The organism is Moorena sp. SIO3E8 (genome assembly GCF_010692445.1).
Taxonomy (GTDB): Bacteria; Cyanobacteriota; Cyanobacteriia; order Cyanobacteriales; family Coleofasciculaceae; genus Moorena; species Moorena bouillonii.
In genome coordinates this window covers 1-17,744 of sequence record NZ_JAAHHM010000093.1, presented here as the reverse complement: position 1 = coordinate 17,744, position 17,744 = coordinate 1, and the positions used below count along the sequence as shown (strand labels likewise).

The window sequence follows — 17,744 nt, the reverse complement described above, 5'->3', positions numbered from 1 at the left end:
TATACCCGAAGCTATACCCCAAGACAATCGATGGCCATCAAGTGAGCTTTTTGCGCAACTGTTTTTCGGCAACATTTTAACCAAAGATGTGATAACCAAAGATTTGATTATTTCAGCAGTTGGGGAACATGCGTTATCGGCGGTTTGGTAAAACTAATCTCCAGCTTTCAGTATTTTCTTGCGGCACCATGCGTTGCTTAGCATCTGAGTCCAATGCTCAGAAGACAGTGCAACAGGTAATCACTAAAGGAATTAATCACCTGGAAACTGCCAGGGGTTACGGCAAGAGTGAAGAGTACCTTGGTAACATCCTGAAAGCTGGATTGTCAGTACCACGAGACCAGCTATATATAACCACCAAGATTCCACCAACCCCTGATGCTGATTTGATGAGTCAGTGGATTAATGATTCCTTAGAACGTCTACAGCTCGACTATGTCGATTGTTTAGCAATTCATGGGATTAACACTGAAGAGCATCTGTCCTGGGTAAAGTCTGACAGTTGCTGTATGGCAGCTGTCCAAAAAGCCGTAGCCCAGGGACGTATAAGCCACGTTGGTTTCTCAACCCACGGTTCAATAGAAGTGATTCTAGGGGCAATTCAAACAGATTTTTTTGAATTCATCAACCTGCATTACTATTACTTCTTTCAACGCAATGCTGCGGCGATTGAATTGGCTGATCAGAAGGATATGGGTATCTTCATCATATCTCCTGCTGATAAAGGAGGCAAACTCTACACCCCACCACCAACGTTAGAGAAACTGTGCCATCCCTTCTCGCCACTGGAACTGAACTATCGGTTTTTATTAAGCGATCCCCGCATTACCACTCTAAGTATTGGACCGGCTAACCCAGATGAGGTGACCCTGCCTTTAAGTGTGGCTAACCGAGACGAGTCTTTGAGCCCAATGGAAGTGGCAGCATTCTCTCGTTTGGAAACCCACTTGAACAATGCTCTAGGAACTGACCGCTGTAGTCAATGCTATGCTTGTCTACCTTGCCCAGAAACCATTAATATTCCAGAAGTCTTGCGGCTGCGCAATCTTGCTTTAGCTTACGACATGACCGAGTTTGGTCAATATCGCTATCAAATGTTTGAAAATGCTGGTCATTGGTTTAGGGGGGTCAAGGGAAACCGTTGTACCCAGTGTGGTGACTGTCTTCCCCGTTGCCCCGAACAACTGGATATTCCTTCCTTACTCTCTGATACGCACCAGCGTCTTAATGGTTCTCCTAGGCGTCGTCTGTGGGGATAAGGTTAGTTGGTTGTTCGCCCAAGGGGATTCGGTGTAGGGTAGGTTGTTTGTGAGAATGCAGAATGTAGAATGCAGAATTCTACATTCTTAATTCTACATTCTTAATTCTTTAAGGTTGGTTGGTTTAAGGTTGGTTGATGGATAAAAAAAACACCGTTACTAAAATAAATCCTTTATACCTTGTGCCTTGTGTCTTGTGCCTTGTATTTCTAGAGAGCTGTTTTCTGGTTGGGTGGAAGCCTAAACCAGTTTTAGCTCAAAAGACTATAGGAGTGCAGCCGGACACGGAAGCTGTGAATTTAAATGTCCTGCAGCCAGATAATCTTCCTAATGATGGGTCTGTGATTACTGCTGATACTATCTCTCAAACTAAGCTCACTACTCCAAGTTTCTGGTGGGCTGATGAACAGTTTGGCGGTAAGCTACTGGATAATTGGTTAGCTTATCCGAGTAAAGGCCGGGTAGATTTGGTAGTGAATCGTCAACTCTGGAGTCTGCTTAACTATCTGGGTAGGTATGCTTTTATTAACAAAATGGGAAACGTTGCCAGGGATTATGACTACAATACCAGAGTATTTAACCAGCGAGGAAAGCCTTTAGGAGCTTATACCTGTGATGGTAATTCCATGTGCCAGGTGGAGGTATGTATACCTGGTCAAGTACCTTTAGCTGGGAAAGTCTCGGCCTTTTGCCAGTTATCACAAAACTAGAACAGGCAATTTTCAAGTACTTCGCATTTCTTTCCACAAGGATTCATACTGCTTTTGTGTAGACTCTGGTAAGGGATGGAGAAATTCACACTTGTCCAGAATTGCTGCTTCTGGCAGCAGTAGAGGATTAGATTGGATATCTTGTGGCAGCGTATTTCTTGGCATATTAACCAGAATCGGGGAAGCAGCATTAGTCAGTAGAGAAATTTCCTTGGCTGATTTGCTTTGCCAGCAAAATTGAATCCACTCTTGGCTTAAATCCGACCCAGAGTTACTTTCTGAGGAGTCAGAAGCAGAGCTTACTGATACGGGTTTTACCCATACATCTGACCACAGGGCTGTTCCTGACTGAGGTACCACTGCCTCAATTTGGCGATCGCGTGTTCTTAGTGCCAGGATATCCGTAGACCAACCCACTGCGACCCAGGTATCCCCCAACACTAGAGGTTTTAGGTAGTGATCCGAACTGTAGAATTTAACCTGTTTAGCCAGTTGTCGAAGTGCTGGTTTCAAGTCTTTGACTTGATTTAAATCCTGTTGATTATAGGATAAGCCTAGGTTTTTCAAGGTTAAACCAATCACTTCTCGGGGGTGGTCTAATACAGAAATGCGATCGCGTAAAGACTCACGCCACAAGTCACTCCAATCACTGGGAGTCCAGCCTAAGGCTTTGAACTTGTCACGGCGATAGGCAATGACAGTAGCACCCCAGCGATAAGGAGCACCCCAAACTTTTCCTGAATTGTCTAGCTGACCAGTTTGGTCACGTTTGACAAGTTTCTGGTACTCTGGCCGCAGTTGTTTCCATCCTGGCAAAGTTTCTATCTTCAAAGGTTGGATCAATTCCTGCTCAATGGCTGACTTGAGCCAATAATCTCCTAAGGTAACTAAATCAGGACTTATCGGTGTCCTAGACCTAATCCGGATCAAATCTAGGGGAGACCAATCTTGGTTATTGCTGGTTTTGCCTTGCTCTTTCAAGGTTGTCAGGAGTTTGAATAAAGCAGATAGTTGTTTCTCCGGGTCAAAATTTAGCTTAGCCCGTAGTGTTAAGGTCTTACGAAATTCACCCAACAGCTGAACTGGGATTGAATTTTGCAACAGCCTTACCTTTAAAGAGGCTTGTTGTCCGATATTACAACCAGATGCTAACTGACTAAGGGCTATGGTACTAGCACCTAGTATCAAGGAGCGTCGCTTCATAAGTATTTCTGAATTTCCTATAGTTACCAACTATTTGACCTTAATTTACATTGGCTCAATAGCAACTACCATAGCTATTACCAATTAACTGACTTTTGTGACTTCTTAGACCAACAGCCATCTGCTAGATCTAGTAAATCTAATCAATTAACAACTACTCATAGTCTGGTTAACAAAACTAATCCAAGTCAAGGGCTAAGGCATCTGAATCTACTTTTACATCACTTTTACATCACTTGACATCAATGATAGTTTTACTCTTATTAACAGGGCTATTTCATTGCGGAAAATGCGCTCTTTGTGTGTGAGCGTCCAAACTGGCACCGTCTTTGCGCCTGAGCCATATTTGAAAAGTCATGAGAACGATAGATATTTAGAGCTTCGTTACGAGCAACGGCAAAGATTTGAGGTAACTGATGCTTGCGTTTACGTGAAGCATCTTCACCCTGAGTAACCAAATCGCACATAATGAACCTTGTTCTAATCACCCCAATATCCAAGGGATGCGCTGAGGCTTTGGACTCAGCAGACAAGGGCGATATAAGCAACATAGTAGCGTGTTTCCTTTTCCAGACGGTGTTGCCCCCCCTTTTTGCATTGTCGAACACTTTCGACTCGAATCAGCGATGCAGCGCGGTCTTGGGAAGGCAGCGCGGTCTTGGGGGTTCCCCCCGGAGACGAAACCTTAGATAGTGGAGCCTTTATAGTTAGCAGGTTATGCAGAAAAGGGTTAAATATTTTTTAATAAGGCTCCACTATCTTACGGTAACTTCGGCGTAGCCGACGCTTGGCCGTAGGCCACGCCAAAGGCGAACGCGAACAAACCATGAGCGACTGCCGGGGTTTCCCCCACTCGCGCTTTGCATCAAGACAGAGTCTAATGCCCTGGCTTCGGCTGGATGTGGTCGAGTTGGTTGCAGATACGTGCCGACCCGTTTCTCGATCCGACCATGTCCTTAAGTAATGTCAGTATGACTGTGTTCGGCTACAAAGTAAGCTTTGACGCTTTTGAATAGATTGCCCTGATTGCCTTTAATCGCCCCCAAGTAGTGATTCTCAGCTCTGTTTGATCAACTGAGCCGTTTTTTTGAGTGCTAATCGCATCTATGGCGTTGACTACACCCTTAACAGCCAGTTGCGTAATAAATTCTGGTATTGAAGTTACCGTAAGGTAGTGGTCGCCTTTATGGTTAGTCGGCTATGCATAAAAGGGTTAAAACTTTTTGATTAAGGCGACCACTACCTAAGGTTTCGTCTCTTGGCTTTGACGCACGTTCGTTTTACTATCCACTTGATAAGGCTCGAGCAATCTTACCCCGCTCGACAAGGGTTTGCACTGACTAACATAATTGCGCTTGTGAGGGGGAGAATCAGGATTGTCCCAAACTAGTTGGTATGAGCCCCGTTTGACAAAGCCCATCGACAGCTAAGGTTTCCCCGCGCCTTGGGTTCAATGCCAAAGAACCGAGCCAGGGCCACAGAATACTGCTGATAATCCAAGGTTAATAGGACACGACGAATCGTGCTGTAGGAAGGAATTCGCCGCTTTGGGGGTAGAAAACGTTCAATCTTGTCCTCCCGATAGCTGTTGAGCCAATCGCCAATCGCTCTTAACCCTCGGTTCCCAGCCGCTATAGCCTGAAGTTACAGAGCTAGACATAGAGCGACTTGATGCCGTTTACCTGAGACCTTGCGCACATCACCGGATATCAGAAAAGGCTTCTAAAATCTCGATCGGCTCTGGGGTTGACTCCTCTTGGGAGAGCCTAGGCAGTAAAACAGCAGGGGCAGATTGGGGGGGCTGACCCATGGTCACTAATCAAACTCAAGGGATACTTGTAAGCCTAGCATTTCTTGGCTTTCATGAGAATGAAATAGCCCTGCTCTTATTAATTTACTCTTAATAAGAGTAAGCATGATCAAAAGAACGAAAACACCAGCTATGTCTCCCTTTTCCTCCCCGTCCTCCCCCTCAACACACAGTCTTGTTTGAGACCTAACTATAAGAAATCTAAATCTGTAAGATAGAGTGATGGGGGGATAGAAAAATCTATATCAAGCGGTTAATACACTTATTGGTTCTCTTGTCAACTGCTATTAGTTTACCATCTTTATAGGAGTTGGAGAAGGTAATCACATCGGTAAAATTATCCGTAGGTTATGTATTAAAAATCACTAATTTCAATAAATTAATTCCGAAAAAACCGATTGTGCTAATTGTAGTGCAGAACTTGGGATAAAAGACAATTATTAATTAAGGCTGAATTAATCAGGGTAAATATTAAGATATACAGCGGCTATCTGGCATTTTTTCAAAAAAAACTCTGGAAAACAGACTCTAAGGAGTTTAGAGCTTATTTTTGACAGATTTTTGACAATAGTTAAATAAATCAGCAATTCATCGGATTTTGATCGTTAAGTGACTAGGATAAAAAAGAACTAAGTTATGGCAGTTTAAAATCCTATGGATGAATATCAAAATCAAATCATGGCTCTAAGTCATAGAGTAGATACTCTGTGCGAAGCCATCGAAAAACTCAGTTTGAAGCTTTCAGAAGGCCTTTCTGAACTCAAAAATAGTTCAAGGCAGGAAACTGAGCAATCTCAGCCAACTGGGCAACCGATACCCCGGACCCACGAAAGTCAAAGTGCCATTAACCTACTGACCCAACATAAAGATGTGCTGATTGATAGTAACTCTGGGCTAGGTAGTTTCTCTAGCAATAGCAATAATAATATCTCTGCTGATATTCAAGTTCAACGCTTAACTGCCCAACTTACAGCAGCCTACAATCGGATTGCTGCCTTAGAAGAACAACTCCTAGCACAGCGAATTCATTCCTAATTGGCAGTCTTATCCAGATTAGTCTAAGGGTTGAAGGTTAATAGGGAAAACAAATCAGCACCTCTGTGATTTTCTAACTAACTTGGTCAGACTGTAAAGTGTTTTTTCACTGGCTCCAACAACAATCACCTCAGAGAAAGACGATATTGCTCCACTAAGTTTTCAATGGCTTGAAGTAATTCAGCCGAGTTCCAGCCCTTATAAAGGTGGGCTGCGATCGCACATCCTCCAGCACCCACACCTTCTTTGACATATCCTTGCTCATATGCCTGTAGCTGAGAATAACGAGACTGGCTAAAACTCAATTGTGTTGCCAAAAGGGGTACACTCCCAATATCTTTTGCTAATCCAACCGTGTCACCAGTCGAGTCTTCTGCCACCCAGCGAGTTGTTCCCACAACTACTTGTGCTGGTTGCCATGCTAGGGAATTACCCTCAATCATACTGGGGTAGGCTAAACCCGACTCTGCCAATCCCTGTGCTAAGGTATAAACCGCTAGCATTTGGGTACCACCAGCGAGTAAAACGCCACAGTGACGACTAGCTGCCATTGCCATACCTGCTGCAGCAATTTGCATGGGATCTCCCACTGCTGCCACTAGCTTTAAGTGATCAAGTGGTGATGGTGTTAGGGCGTGAGAGGATGAGGAGGTGAGGGAGTGTACATGTGCGTGGTGGTGGGGCTGAGACAGTGAATGCTTCTTCCTAGGTTCGCTTTCGGGAAGCTCCCCGGCTCCCCTACCCCCTAACCCAGCTCGTTCTAACCCCAGCTCCACCACCTCCCACTTTTGACCATGATTGCACTGGGGATGGCTACTGTTAACCTTACCAGCGGCATCAATCCCCAAAGCAGTGAGCAGACTAAGTGCGGTGGTAGTTCCCCCAACCACACACTCACTAATAATCAGATAGCTATCACCAACCACACTTGCTAGCTTTTCTCCCCACTGTAAACCTTGCCGAAATAACCGTTTCACTGTTTCCAGGGGCAAAGCATTTCCAGAAGTTAGGCACTTAGCAGGAATACCACCTAAGTCAATGGCTGGTACTGTCGGAGGGTGAGGTAAACCAGCATTGAACAAATAGATGGGTAGGTTAAAAGCCTCAACTACAGCACGGGAAATCAATACAGGGGATACTCCCACAGTTAGAGGAGGAAGGGGATATTGAGGTTGGCGAGTAACTCCATTGACCAAAAACTCAGCATCAGCGATCGCAGTATACTGACGATCATCTGGGGTAGCACCAGCAGCAGAAATGCCTGGAATCAACCCAGTAGCAGTGAATCCTAAAATACAAGCAAATACCGGTGAGCATCCCTGATACTGCTGTAACCACCGTTTTCCCTTTACCTGCTGGGTATAAACTCGGATCATTAGTCCTTAATCCTTAGTCCTTAGTTCTTATATGAAATAGAAAAAACATACTACACTACAGATTAATTGTGGTTAAAGGGAACAGTTAACTTTGGATAAGTTAACAGAATAATTTATAAAAAGTAGCAAATAAAGTAGTAAATATTTAACTATTTAATAGTAATACTTTTTCTTTAACAAAAAAATAAAATTAGCAATATAATTCCCTAAATTTAGATTAAATAAAAGAACGATTGCCATACTTCCCACGGGCATAAACTGAGCTAAAGGTAATCAATCAAGCTTAAGCTGTAAGCTCCAAAGGCTCAGAGCTGATAACTGTTTGCGGAAAGCGTAGCCCCCAAGTAGCGCTTAATCTGACCGTTGAAAGTATAACAAACAGGCTCTTATCAATTACAAGTGACCAATGACTAATAGCTCAATCGTAATCCAGCAAAACTTTTACCCAGTTTGGTGGTCTAGGAATCGGGTTTCCTAATCGGTCGAGCATGAGTAAGGCTACAATATGCACCACGAATAAATAAATGGCATTATTGATAATAATCATTACTATAGCCAGGGTTTGAACTAGAAATAGACTGGGCTGAAATAGCAAGCCCAGCTTGACAAACCACCAATCCAATAATCCTGTCACCTGGGTCATCACGTAAACCCAGAGGTCTTCCCCCAATAGAATTGAGAACAACCAAAACCGAAAAAAGAAGCCTATTGTACCAATTAGCGTACCCATGCTAATGGAAAGCAGCCAGCTAGCTCGACGTTTCCAGAAAGCTCCCAGTTGTACACCCATCAGACCATAAGGGACCAAAAAGATAATACTGCGAGTTACTCCCATAAGCACTGATAGTAACAACCCCGAAACCAGTGCTGCCATCCAGGATGCCCTATTGCCCCTCCTTAGGTAGACTAAAGCAATCGGCACTGGGAAAAACATTTTGAGTATTGGTCCTAGAGGAAAGTAATAATTAATCAGCCAAATCAAGCTGGCAGTACTGGCCAGAAACGCTGTTTCTACCATGGTTATAGGTGTTTTAGGTCTAGGGTTTAGACCATTACTCAGGCTAGGGGAGTTAGCAGAAGTGGATTGTTTGTACACTGCCCTAGGTTCCCTCTTTTCTAGTGGGTGATTTGGCTCCCCAGTTAATTGATCCCCCATCTCAGTTACATCAGCATTGCTCTTAGGGAATTCCGTTGTTGATTTTGTGGGTTTGTTTTTAGATTGGGCAAAGAGATCTTGTGAAGCCGCTTGACCATCATCAAAAGAATCACTCATGCAAATTTAGTAACCTCTTGAGGAAAGGGACAGATGATAACAGAAGAGATACTGTTAAAGTACCCTTGCATCTTAGCCCATCTCAAATTTCTCCTCATTTGGAGATACCTTATATATCAAGACTAGATAATCATCTTTTCTAGAGCAGGCAGATCACAGATAAAAAGGGTATCCTGATCCCGCATGATCAAGCCTTTCTTCTCCAGCTTTGTCAGGACTCGTGTGACCGTCTCCCGCGCCAATCCACTGAGGCTACTTATCTCTCGATGAGGTAAGTTAGGAATTTCAGTTCCTCTTTGTTTCAATTTGCCTTGTCCTTCAGCGAGAAACAACAACGTGTCTGCCACTCGTGAGGTACTATCTGACTCCCGCAAGCGTAGGCGTCGGTTAACCTGACGCAAACGCTTTGCCATCAACTGAGCTAAGTGGACACCAGCCAAAGGTTCCGTATGAATTAACTCAGTAAAATCCTGAGCGGGTATACTACCAATGGTTGTAGGGGTCAAGGTAATCACATCTGTTGAACGAGGTACTTCCTCTAACGCTGCCATTTCACCAAAGATTTCTCCTTTCCCAAGAATATTGAGGGTCACTTCCTTCCCATCCATGTTATAGGTGCGAATCTTTGCCCAACCATCTAAGATGAAATAGACAGACCCCCCCCAGTCATTCTCAAGTAAAATCACTCGATTTGCAGGATGGCTACGGGTAACCATATTAATAATGGCTTTTTTGACACTAGAATCTGGTAAGCCAGCAAAAAAAGGAGTGCTAGCCATCGAATCATGAACATTAGAGTTAACTTCAGATGAATTGTATCGGTCTTCCATGGGATCATGAGCGCTTCGTAAACACCTTGAATAGATAGATGATCCGCTGTCAAATCACGTGAGTCAGGGAGTGTGCCTGTGTCAACTAAAAGAAGCCAATGAAACAGATCTGCTTAACCTCACCACCTTTGGTAGACCAACGACAATGACTGATGTGAGTGAAATTGCCTTGACAAGCCAAGATGCTACTGGAGCTAAACTACTTGCAGTAAGCTGAGGTAGGTTAATTCTGGTAGAGGGGTTGGCAAGAATCACATCGGGTAAGTACAGTTATTATGCTCCATGATGAACAATTTGTAATAGTTTGGTGACTGTGGCAATTTAACATTAGACACAGGGGGCTGACTCTGACTCCTGTATGACTCAATTTGTTCTCGTCAAGGGTTTCAAAGTGACTGCTCAAACCGACATTCAATCTCTGATTGCTGATATTGACCACATCCTCCATAAGCCTGACTTTCCTCTACCATGGTTCAAGTCTGGTGACCTAGCGGCTGCACACCAGGTTTTGCGGAAAGTTCGTAGCTACCTAGTTTCCCAACAGCAAAAACTAGGGGTAGAATCGGACAAGACAAGTACTACAGTCACCCCATCTCAGACGGGAGTAACCACATCTGTTCAGGAGGGAGTGCAGCAAATCCTGCAAGCGGTTACTCAAGAAATGAATCTTGTACGTACCGATTTGACGAAACCATTGCAGCTAGAGTTGGAGGCTCTACAGCAACAGCGGGAGTCTCTAGTACGAGAAATTCAGCATTTGGAGAGTACCAAGCAGCAGCTGGATTACTATACCAAACAACAAACTGCAAATGTGCAGTTTGCTTCAGACTACTTCTCACAAGGGCTAATCAACCGCCTTGTCGAAAGCTTGACGCAAAAGCTATCTCAAATTTTAGCGAATTGGGAAGCTCACTTAAAAAAGAATCCCACTAGTGACGACTCAATCAACCGATTGCCTTCAAATCAGGACGAGATTGTTGCTGTAGTCGAAAGACAAAAGGTTATTGAGCAACTACAGCAGCTTCAAAAACAATCTGATCAACTCATACAGAATATAGATGTTAACCAACGGTTGACTTTTGAGACCCTACAAAGAGATCTTCAAGGTTACCAGCAGTCTTTATCTCAGGAACTTGAAAAAATGCACAGCTTAGGCATGCAGGGAGAAATGTTGTTTGCTGCTTTTGTGAATCGTCTAGCTCAGCAGTTAGGACGAGAAGCTTCAAGCCTATGGCCTTCCTCACAACAACCAGCGGATGTACAGGTTCAAGTTGAGGATAAGGATAGCTTTCAATTACATCCGGAAACCTTATTGCCCAAAAACTCTGTGACTATGACTGAGGCGGTGTCTGAGCGTTCGCGTAGCGTGGCCAAAGGCCAATCAGATTTGAAGCAGGAACCACCAATGGATTGGTCAACAGGAGAATTGCCTCAATCCTGGGGGATAGGATTGTCTGAAGAAAATACACCATTGCGTTCGCGTAGCGGCTCGTACCGAGCATCGCGTAGCGTGGCCTACGGCCAATCGCACTTAAGCGATCCTACGCCAGAGTCCGAGAAGACATCTGTGAGCAATGACTCCCTTGAGCATTCAGAAGTCATTGCTACTATTAATGCCTTGACAGATTTGTGTGAACAAATGGGTGTGAATTACCTCAAGGGGTGACAAGTAGCTTGAGGGTTTGAGACCCTGTGGGGTTTGTGGGATATGGCGTGTGGCTGGGACGTGGGGTGGTTTGGAAGATTAAAGAGCGATTTGAGCAAAGAAAATAGTGGCTTGTGACGATGCAAGTTTCTTTCATTACAAAACAGATTTGTTCGGGCAGCGGAGCGTCAGCCCTTAGCAAGCCCTGGGACGCTCTTAAGAAACTCGGATGAAGCGCGTCCGTTCTGTTTTCGGTAAATTCTTGAAAATTCCTGCCAAGCTGGCAACATGGCTAAGCTATAGCAGTGTTTAATGATCTGTGATCTTAAATCGGCTTTTCTAGCCCCCTTTTAGCCCAGTCGAGAGGGAAGTTGCGGCTATATAAGCTTGCGTTTGCCTGCCTTTGACCTAAGGCTTCCCCTCATGACTTGACTATAAAGGAGGTTTTTAACTTGGATTTAGTATCAGAGGTAGTCTTTAGGGATGTCTACCTAGCAACTTAACATCAATTGCATTATTTTTACCTCTAATCATTTCCAGTCATTTTTTGATTAATAATAGTCAACTATTAATACCAAAATTCAGACTAGAAGTCAATTAATTCAACCCCAATTCACAATCCCTTCACGAATTCGTCGATACAATGTGAAAGTTCAGTGAAATGATACAAAATATACTACTCTTTTTTTGAAAAATCAAAATACTATGAGCAGAGGCTTCGATTAAAAATTCTTAATAAGGCGGTCAATAAAAATGACAAGGTCATCTACCTATATATAAGTTACTTTTATAAAAAAAATTAACTTTAGTGGGAACTTTTAAAGTTTTCAGCGGTCTGGTTAATAGACTATTTAGTGAACAACAAAGACTTTAGGGTTAGTGGGTGCCTACCAAATCTTTTGGAAAATGGCAGGAGACTCTTCCATAAAGTTTTGCCAAAAACTACCTAAGCAAGTTGGCTCTCTTGAGCTTAACTGTTCTATCAGCCTGGGGATTTAAAGCAATTATTCCGTCGTTTAATCAACTTTAGATAACTAAGAAAAAGCCGTGATTATCTCCAAGTCTTCTGCTTATACCTCGATTGATTCACCAATTTGGGATAACAGAATACCAAGTTGTTTATTTCAGCAAGAGGTTCATCAGTCTGCCAACAATACTATCAAGCGATTAATTGATATTATTGGAGCTTTGGTTGGATTATTAATTACCGTGAGCATCGCAATTCCGATTGCGATCGCTATGTCGATAGTCGATCCCGGTCCATTATTTTATAGTCAGATCCGTTGTGGTCTGAATGGGAAACCCTTCCGAATCTGGAAATTCCGTTCAATGATCGTGGGTGCAGACAAACTCAAGCACTTAGTAGAAAACCAAGCTAAAGGTCATATATTCAAAAATGAAAATGATCCCCGTATCAGTCGGATCGGAGGCTTTCTACGCCGCACCAGTCTTGATGAATTTCCCCAATTCTGGAACGTCTTGATCGGAGAGATGAGCCTAGTTGGAACTCGTCCTCCTACCTTTGATGAAGTCATGAGCTACAACCGCCATCACTACAAGCGTTTAAGAGTTAAACCTGGAATCACTGGTGAATGGCAAGCCAATGGTCGTTCAAAGGTGACTGACTTTGAAGATATCGTTCTTATGGACTTGGATTACCAACATAAGTGGTCTATTGGCTACGACCTGAAGCTGATTGTGAAAACTATCATGGTAATCTTTAATAGGCATGGTGCTTATTAATATCACGTTATAAGTTGTTAACCCGATAGTACTAAATCCAGGTTGAACAGAATGCTAAAGCTAACCCTATCTACAATGTTTTATTGAGAATGTTTGATTGAGGTGGGGTTAGCTTTAGCAAATAAACAGGCATCGATAACAGATTGATTAATTAGTGACAGGATAATCACTCCTGTTATTTTTATCTTATTTTTATCAGTAAAGTTAATCCTATTTTTCCAAGACTTACCGACACTTTTTGATAACTGCTATCAACAGACCAATCAATACAGAACTGGAACTATTGATTGGAGATTAGAGTTAACTATAATCAAGTTTAAGAATAACCTCTTTAATGGTTCCTAAGACAATAAAAATCAACACTGAAAAAATTAACGCTGATTTTCTGAATTGATCCAGGGAAATAAATCTTAATAGGTGATATTTATAGTCATATTTATTTTTTAATGGAGCCTACGGGAATTGAACCCGTGTCCGCCCTGGTTATTTACTTATCGCTCATTCACAGGCATAGCCCCTTTAACCCTCGGAGCGGGGATCATCCATTATCCCGGATGACAGGATGCTTTGGTGAAGTCTTAGCTAGCAAACCGACCAAAGACAGCTTACTAGAGCATCCGTTGGGGTTAAGTCCGTAGTCCTTAACGGAGTCAAACTACAGACGCTCGAACCTGTTTATAGGTGTTTAGGCAACAGCAGGTGCAGCCTTACGAGCAAAAGGAACGATGTTGTTCGCAGTTACAATTTTTTTGAGTCCGGTATTTGCGAGAGAAGACTCACTCTCGACCTGAATCACGGGTCAGCTTTCACCAACACGTCGAAACCATTAAGGCCCCTTGGAGTTATTTCCTTTCTCCATTATAGTCAAGATTTCAAAGTAGCAACTACCAAATACGCGTGATCCTCTGGTGTGATCCTGAATTGGAAAATTTCTTTAAAGCTATTTAGCTGGGTAAATCCCCGCCTTCTATAAGGACGAGGACTTACGTGAACCTGTTAAATCTTGCTGCTGAGGATTTCCTCAATCGCTTGTCGTTCTGCTGGTTCAGTGACAGGCAAACTCTGGCGGGTATCAGTAATCAGCCAATCTAGGGCTGCCGCCTGAACATCAATAGCCGCACCAGTCTTGTCAACACAATAGCGTCCAAACACTAGCTTATCCACTAGACGTACTCCGGCTCCAAGGCGAGAGTATTCAAAAATGACGCTATTCTCAACCGTTGCTCCGCTACAGATCCAGCAATTGGGACCAATCATAGTTGGTCCGATAATCTTTGCCCCATCTTCGATGTGGGTCATAGCACCAATGTAAACCGGACCTTTGATATCTACTTTGTCCCAATTCACGGCCACATTTAAGCCAGTATAGATTCCGGGAGCGACTTCTTTGCCGGGAATCGGTACATTATTGATTTCTCCAAGCAGCACACCTCGAACAGCTCGCCAGTAATCTGGGACTTTACCAATATCAACCCACTGGAAATCCATTGGTACCGCATAGAAAGGAGCCCCCGTTTCCACAAGTTTGGGAAATAGTTCGCCGCCAATGTCATATTCCTGACCAGAGGGGATATAGTTAAAGATTTCTGGCTCAAAAATGTAAATTCCTGTGTTGATATTGGTACTGAGGGCTTCCTCCACTGAGGGCTTTTCTTGGAAAGCTTTGATGCGACCAGTTTCATCTGTAACTACGACACCGTAGCTAGACACCTGTTCTCGTGGTACAGGTTTTGCCACTAGGGTAGCAATTGCTCCCTTTTCTTTATGGAATTTAAGTGCTGCTGTCAAGTCCAGGTCAATCAGGGCATCACCACAGAGCACCACAAATGTATCATCAAAGAAGGGATAAAAGTCCTGGATCTTACGCATGCCACCAGCTGAGCCGAGGGCTTCCCCAACCAGTTGACCATCAACAATGCGACCTTCAAAAGAATAAGCAATTTCAACGCCAAAGCGTTGCCCATCTCGAAAATAGCTTTCAATTTCGTTAGCCAAGTGAGAGACGTTGACCACAATTTGGTCGAAACCATGTTGTCGTAATAGTTCTAGTAAAAACTCCATTACTGGTTTTTGCAGGATGGGAATCAATGGCTTGGGAATAGTGTAAGTGATAGGGCGAACGCGAGTTCCCTTGCCAGCTGCCAGAATCATGGCTTTCATGTATCTTTTCTCCTTAAACTAAATCCATAGAGGTTGATGTGGGCAATTGAGTACGATTCTAACTAGTCCTTGAACTCTCACCCACGATTAGCACGAGGGACTTTAGTCCCTAACTCTTTTTCATAGCCACCGCTATTACACAGGGGCAAACAAGCTGGAATTTTCTGTAACCTGTGCTTTGAGTGATGCTTTGAGTGACCCCAGTTGAGAATTACTGGTTTCCTGACAAGGCTAGTTGATGTTATAATTACCCGCTTTTAAGCGTGGGGTTCATTACTCCAATTTACGGATTTTTATATCTTGGTAGAATTCTTCTTGGCATAACTCAACCTTAGACTGAGCAGATAACAATAGCAGTCCCCAGAAAACACTAACTCTGTCCCCTATTCGTGATTCAATAGGAGCGATCGCTGTTTCTATGTCAGCTTTTCCCGACATCTTGGCTGTTCTGAGTTTGTCCTCCTGGTAAGAAGAACCAAGGGAAGTTGATGCAACTGATGATGGGGATAACGTCCACCACTCTAACAACTGATTTAAATTCAGCCAATCGTTGTCTACCGCTAGCTCATACCAGTAGCGGGATAGAAATTCCTCCAGCCGTTTGGCAATCTCGGTCAAGTTTTCATCATGAGCTAGATGGGCAATACGAGCTGCCTGACTACGGGCACTAGAGCGAGTCCCTTTTTTAGGGGAAGGTAAGGGGTTTTCACCCAGTTGGGCTGCCATCTCCTGCAACTGTTGAATTAGCTCTGGCAGGGTTACTGGGCGTCTTTTAGGGGGTCGGGCAGCAGAGCGACGGCGTAGATGACGTTCTAGATTGCGAGGCAAACCTCTATCTCCCCTGCCACCAATTTCCTCGGACTCATCGAGTTCTTCGGATTCCTCTAACTCCTCCGGTTCTTCTAAACGTTCCAAGGTATCGGCTTTCAGTAGAACTAGCATGGATGCCCATAGAAACGCTTGCCCAGACTGAGACAAGTCCGTGTCACGGTATCCAAGTTCTGGATCACTGTCTAATGCCAGTGTACTTAGATAGCGGTCAATGACATCAATTACCTGAACATCCCATGGGTCAATTTCTCCCCGCTGTGCCACATCAATGAGAATAGCGATCGCTTCGGTAGCAGGTGTTGTAGTCATCTATAGGATCAAGTCAATAGACTAAAGATATATAGCCATGTCTTGTTTGATACTGTTGGTCAATTAACTGACAGCAGGACTTACACAAAACTGGGCACCAAACGCTATAAGCTATAAGTAGTAGGGTGACTCTACAAGTAAAGTTATTCCGGAAGTCCTGTAAGGGGTGACATCAAGTCCGGTAGCATCGATATTGTTATGATTTGGAGGGAGGACAAATAGGAGAACGAAAATCAGGAAGCGTAAATTTTACCTCTTGAATTTTCACTGTTGTAGAGACATTGAATACAACCTCTGAAACAAACAGGATTGATCTGAAAAGAAACCATAAATTTGCTATTTTTCGGCATTATTAAATGGTAGCAGTTATATTCGTCTATGGGCAGTAAAGTTTACTGCTCAAATAGAACAACTTACTGGCGCTGTTGGTCTTGTATGTACTTCTTAATAACTTCGATAGACCCACCGAAACGGTACAAACGCCCATAGCTTTTATTCCAAAGCGTAGGCAGTCTAGAGCGAAGTTGGGGGAATTATTTTGATATATAGAATAAATCCGTTTAATGTTTGACTGCTTTATAAACTCCAAACTTATGGTTAACTTCGATAGCAAGATGTAGATGGTCTGGCATTACTTCCATCTCTATAATTTCAATGTCCATGTTCCGGCAAGCTTCTCTAATTAACTCTTTGAGCCTGGTCTCAAGGTTGCCTGTAAGAACTTTTCGTATGTTGTACTTAGGGCACCATAAAACATGGTAATTACAAGAGTAAACAACATTGTTGTTAGACTTATATTGCTTAGGCATTGAATCCTATAGCCTATAGGGGAGATTCAGTTCCTTGACATTTTCCCAATCCCCAATGGCAATCCCAAAATTAGTCTAATAGTGGATTATCTGACAATGGGTCAGATGCCGATAAAAGCAACTGTTTCTGTTCAATCTCAATTTTGTATTGTTGAATGTCGTCTTCTAATTGTCTAATCTGTTCATCCTTCGAGCGTATCTGCCCAACCATCTTACGAGTTCCTATAAAATTGATAAATCGCGTCCACAAGTTGAATAACCAGGCTATTACTGCTCCAAGCCACATGGCTAGAATCAGTGCAATCGCCAAGGGAGCCTTAACCTGGATACCATCAATAATCCTAATGGAAACAGATTGGGTATTTTCCAAGCCAAATAAGACTAGTGCCAGACATAAAGCGAAAATCAGCAAAAAATTAATCTGTCGCATCAGCTTAATCCAAAACCGTTGCAGTTGCTTCCTACTTCTACAACAGATAACACGAAAAATCGGCTTTTTTAACTTGCCGATTACTGTAAAGTGCGCAGGTGTCCCAACGCCCACAGGTGAAGGACATCTACTTGGCACGGTGATCAACTGAACTTTTTATCTGTTCTCCCCCCGCTGTTTTGGGGGCTGGGGGGATCTTCCATTAGCTCAAGTTATGACTTTGTGCAGTATAGCAGCAGTTGGAGTTCCCTTCAAGCCTACACCTGCTTCGTAGGGAGATATCAAAGATGCCACCAAAACTGGTCAATTGTAAGGCAAGAA

At 43.4% G+C, this 17,744-nt stretch carries 13 protein-coding genes, 1 other RNA gene and 1 pseudogene; 5 read left to right on the top strand and 10 right to left on the bottom strand.

What is annotated here, in order from left to right:
* Positions 1-128: 128 nt before the first annotated feature.
* The gene (locus F6K46_RS27915; RefSeq protein WP_293061843.1) at positions 129-1,259 is read left to right on the top strand and encodes an aldo/keto reductase; all 1,131 of its coding nucleotides are present in this window, start codon (positions 129-131) and stop codon (positions 1,257-1,259) included.
* 272 nt (positions 1,260-1,531) lie between these two features.
* Entirely contained in the window at positions 1,532-1,969 is a 438-nt protein-coding gene (locus tag F6K46_RS27910) for a hypothetical protein (protein ID WP_229415484.1), read from the top strand.
* 12 nt (positions 1,970-1,981) lie between these two features.
* Here F6K46_RS27910 and F6K46_RS27905 read toward each other — a convergent pair whose 3' ends face one another.
* Together F6K46_RS27905 and F6K46_RS40315 are read right to left on the bottom strand one after the other, a co-directional pair.
* Positions 1,982-3,172 (bottom strand): extracellular solute-binding protein, encoded by a 1,191-nt coding sequence (locus F6K46_RS27905; RefSeq protein WP_293061841.1) that lies wholly within the window; start codon positions 3,170-3,172, stop codon positions 1,982-1,984.
* Positions 3,173-4,558: 1,386 nt separating this feature from the next.
* On the bottom strand, positions 4,559-4,807 hold the full coding sequence (locus tag F6K46_RS40315) for a transposase family protein (RefSeq protein WP_366510758.1): 249 nt from the start codon (positions 4,805-4,807) through the stop codon (positions 4,559-4,561).
* A gap of 829 nt (positions 4,808-5,636) precedes the next feature.
* Between F6K46_RS40315 and F6K46_RS27900 the strand changes: the two genes are divergently transcribed.
* Positions 5,637-6,017 (top strand): hypothetical protein, encoded by a 381-nt coding sequence (locus F6K46_RS27900; RefSeq protein ID WP_293117555.1) that lies wholly within the window; start codon positions 5,637-5,639, stop codon positions 6,015-6,017.
* Positions 6,018-6,142: 125 nt separating this feature from the next.
* On the opposite strand, the gene F6K46_RS27895 is transcribed toward F6K46_RS27900, so the two are convergent.
* The 3 genes from F6K46_RS27895 to F6K46_RS27885 all read right to left on the bottom strand — a co-directional run bounded on the left by F6K46_RS27895 (position 6,143) and on the right by F6K46_RS27885 (position 9,496).
* The gene (locus F6K46_RS27895) at positions 6,143-7,393 is read right to left on the bottom strand and encodes a nicotinate-nucleotide--dimethylbenzimidazole phosphoribosyltransferase (protein WP_293061837.1); all 1,251 of its coding nucleotides are present in this window, start codon (positions 7,391-7,393) and stop codon (positions 6,143-6,145) included.
* A gap of 418 nt (positions 7,394-7,811) precedes the next feature.
* Positions 7,812-8,666: a DUF2232 domain-containing protein gene (locus F6K46_RS27890; RefSeq protein ID WP_075904146.1), complete on the bottom strand. Its 855-nt coding sequence runs from the start codon at positions 8,664-8,666 to the stop codon at positions 7,812-7,814.
* A 122-nt stretch (positions 8,667-8,788) separates the two neighbouring features.
* The gene (locus tag F6K46_RS27885; protein WP_075904148.1) at positions 8,789-9,496 is read right to left on the bottom strand and encodes a Crp/Fnr family transcriptional regulator; all 708 of its coding nucleotides are present in this window, start codon (positions 9,494-9,496) and stop codon (positions 8,789-8,791) included.
* 391 nt (positions 9,497-9,887) lie between these two features.
* Here F6K46_RS27885 and F6K46_RS27880 point away from each other — a divergent pair, with 391 nt between their 5' ends.
* Positions 9,888-11,162: a hypothetical protein gene (locus tag F6K46_RS27880; RefSeq protein ID WP_293117552.1), complete on the top strand. Its 1,275-nt coding sequence runs from the start codon at positions 9,888-9,890 to the stop codon at positions 11,160-11,162.
* A gap of 1,086 nt (positions 11,163-12,248) precedes the next feature.
* Positions 12,249-12,884 carry a sugar transferase gene (locus F6K46_RS27875; protein ID WP_293061858.1) on the top strand — a complete coding sequence of 212 codons (636 nt, stop codon included), beginning with the start codon at positions 12,249-12,251 and terminating at the stop codon, positions 12,882-12,884.
* 444 nt (positions 12,885-13,328) lie between these two features.
* On the opposite strand, the gene ssrA is transcribed toward F6K46_RS27875, so the two are convergent.
* The 5 genes and pseudogenes from ssrA to F6K46_RS27850 form a co-directional block, all read right to left on the bottom strand.
* Positions 13,329-13,720: a transfer-messenger RNA gene (gene ssrA, locus F6K46_RS27870) on the bottom strand.
* Between the two features lie 160 nt (positions 13,721-13,880).
* Entirely contained in the window at positions 13,881-15,044 is a 1,164-nt protein-coding gene (locus F6K46_RS27865) for a sugar phosphate nucleotidyltransferase (protein ID WP_075904152.1), read from the bottom strand.
* A 273-nt stretch (positions 15,045-15,317) separates the two neighbouring features.
* Positions 15,318-16,184 (bottom strand): segregation/condensation protein A, encoded by an 867-nt coding sequence (locus tag F6K46_RS27860; RefSeq protein ID WP_293061828.1) that lies wholly within the window; start codon positions 16,182-16,184, stop codon positions 15,318-15,320.
* A 413-nt stretch (positions 16,185-16,597) separates the two neighbouring features.
* Positions 16,598-16,993, bottom strand: a pseudogene (gene tnpA / locus F6K46_RS27855) (IS200/IS605 family transposase).
* Positions 16,994-17,063: 70 nt separating this feature from the next.
* A complete protein-coding gene (locus tag F6K46_RS27850) occupies positions 17,064-17,423 on the bottom strand; it encodes a LapA family protein (RefSeq protein WP_293038841.1) in 360 nt (119 codons plus the stop codon).
* Positions 17,424-17,744 lie beyond the last annotated feature (321 nt).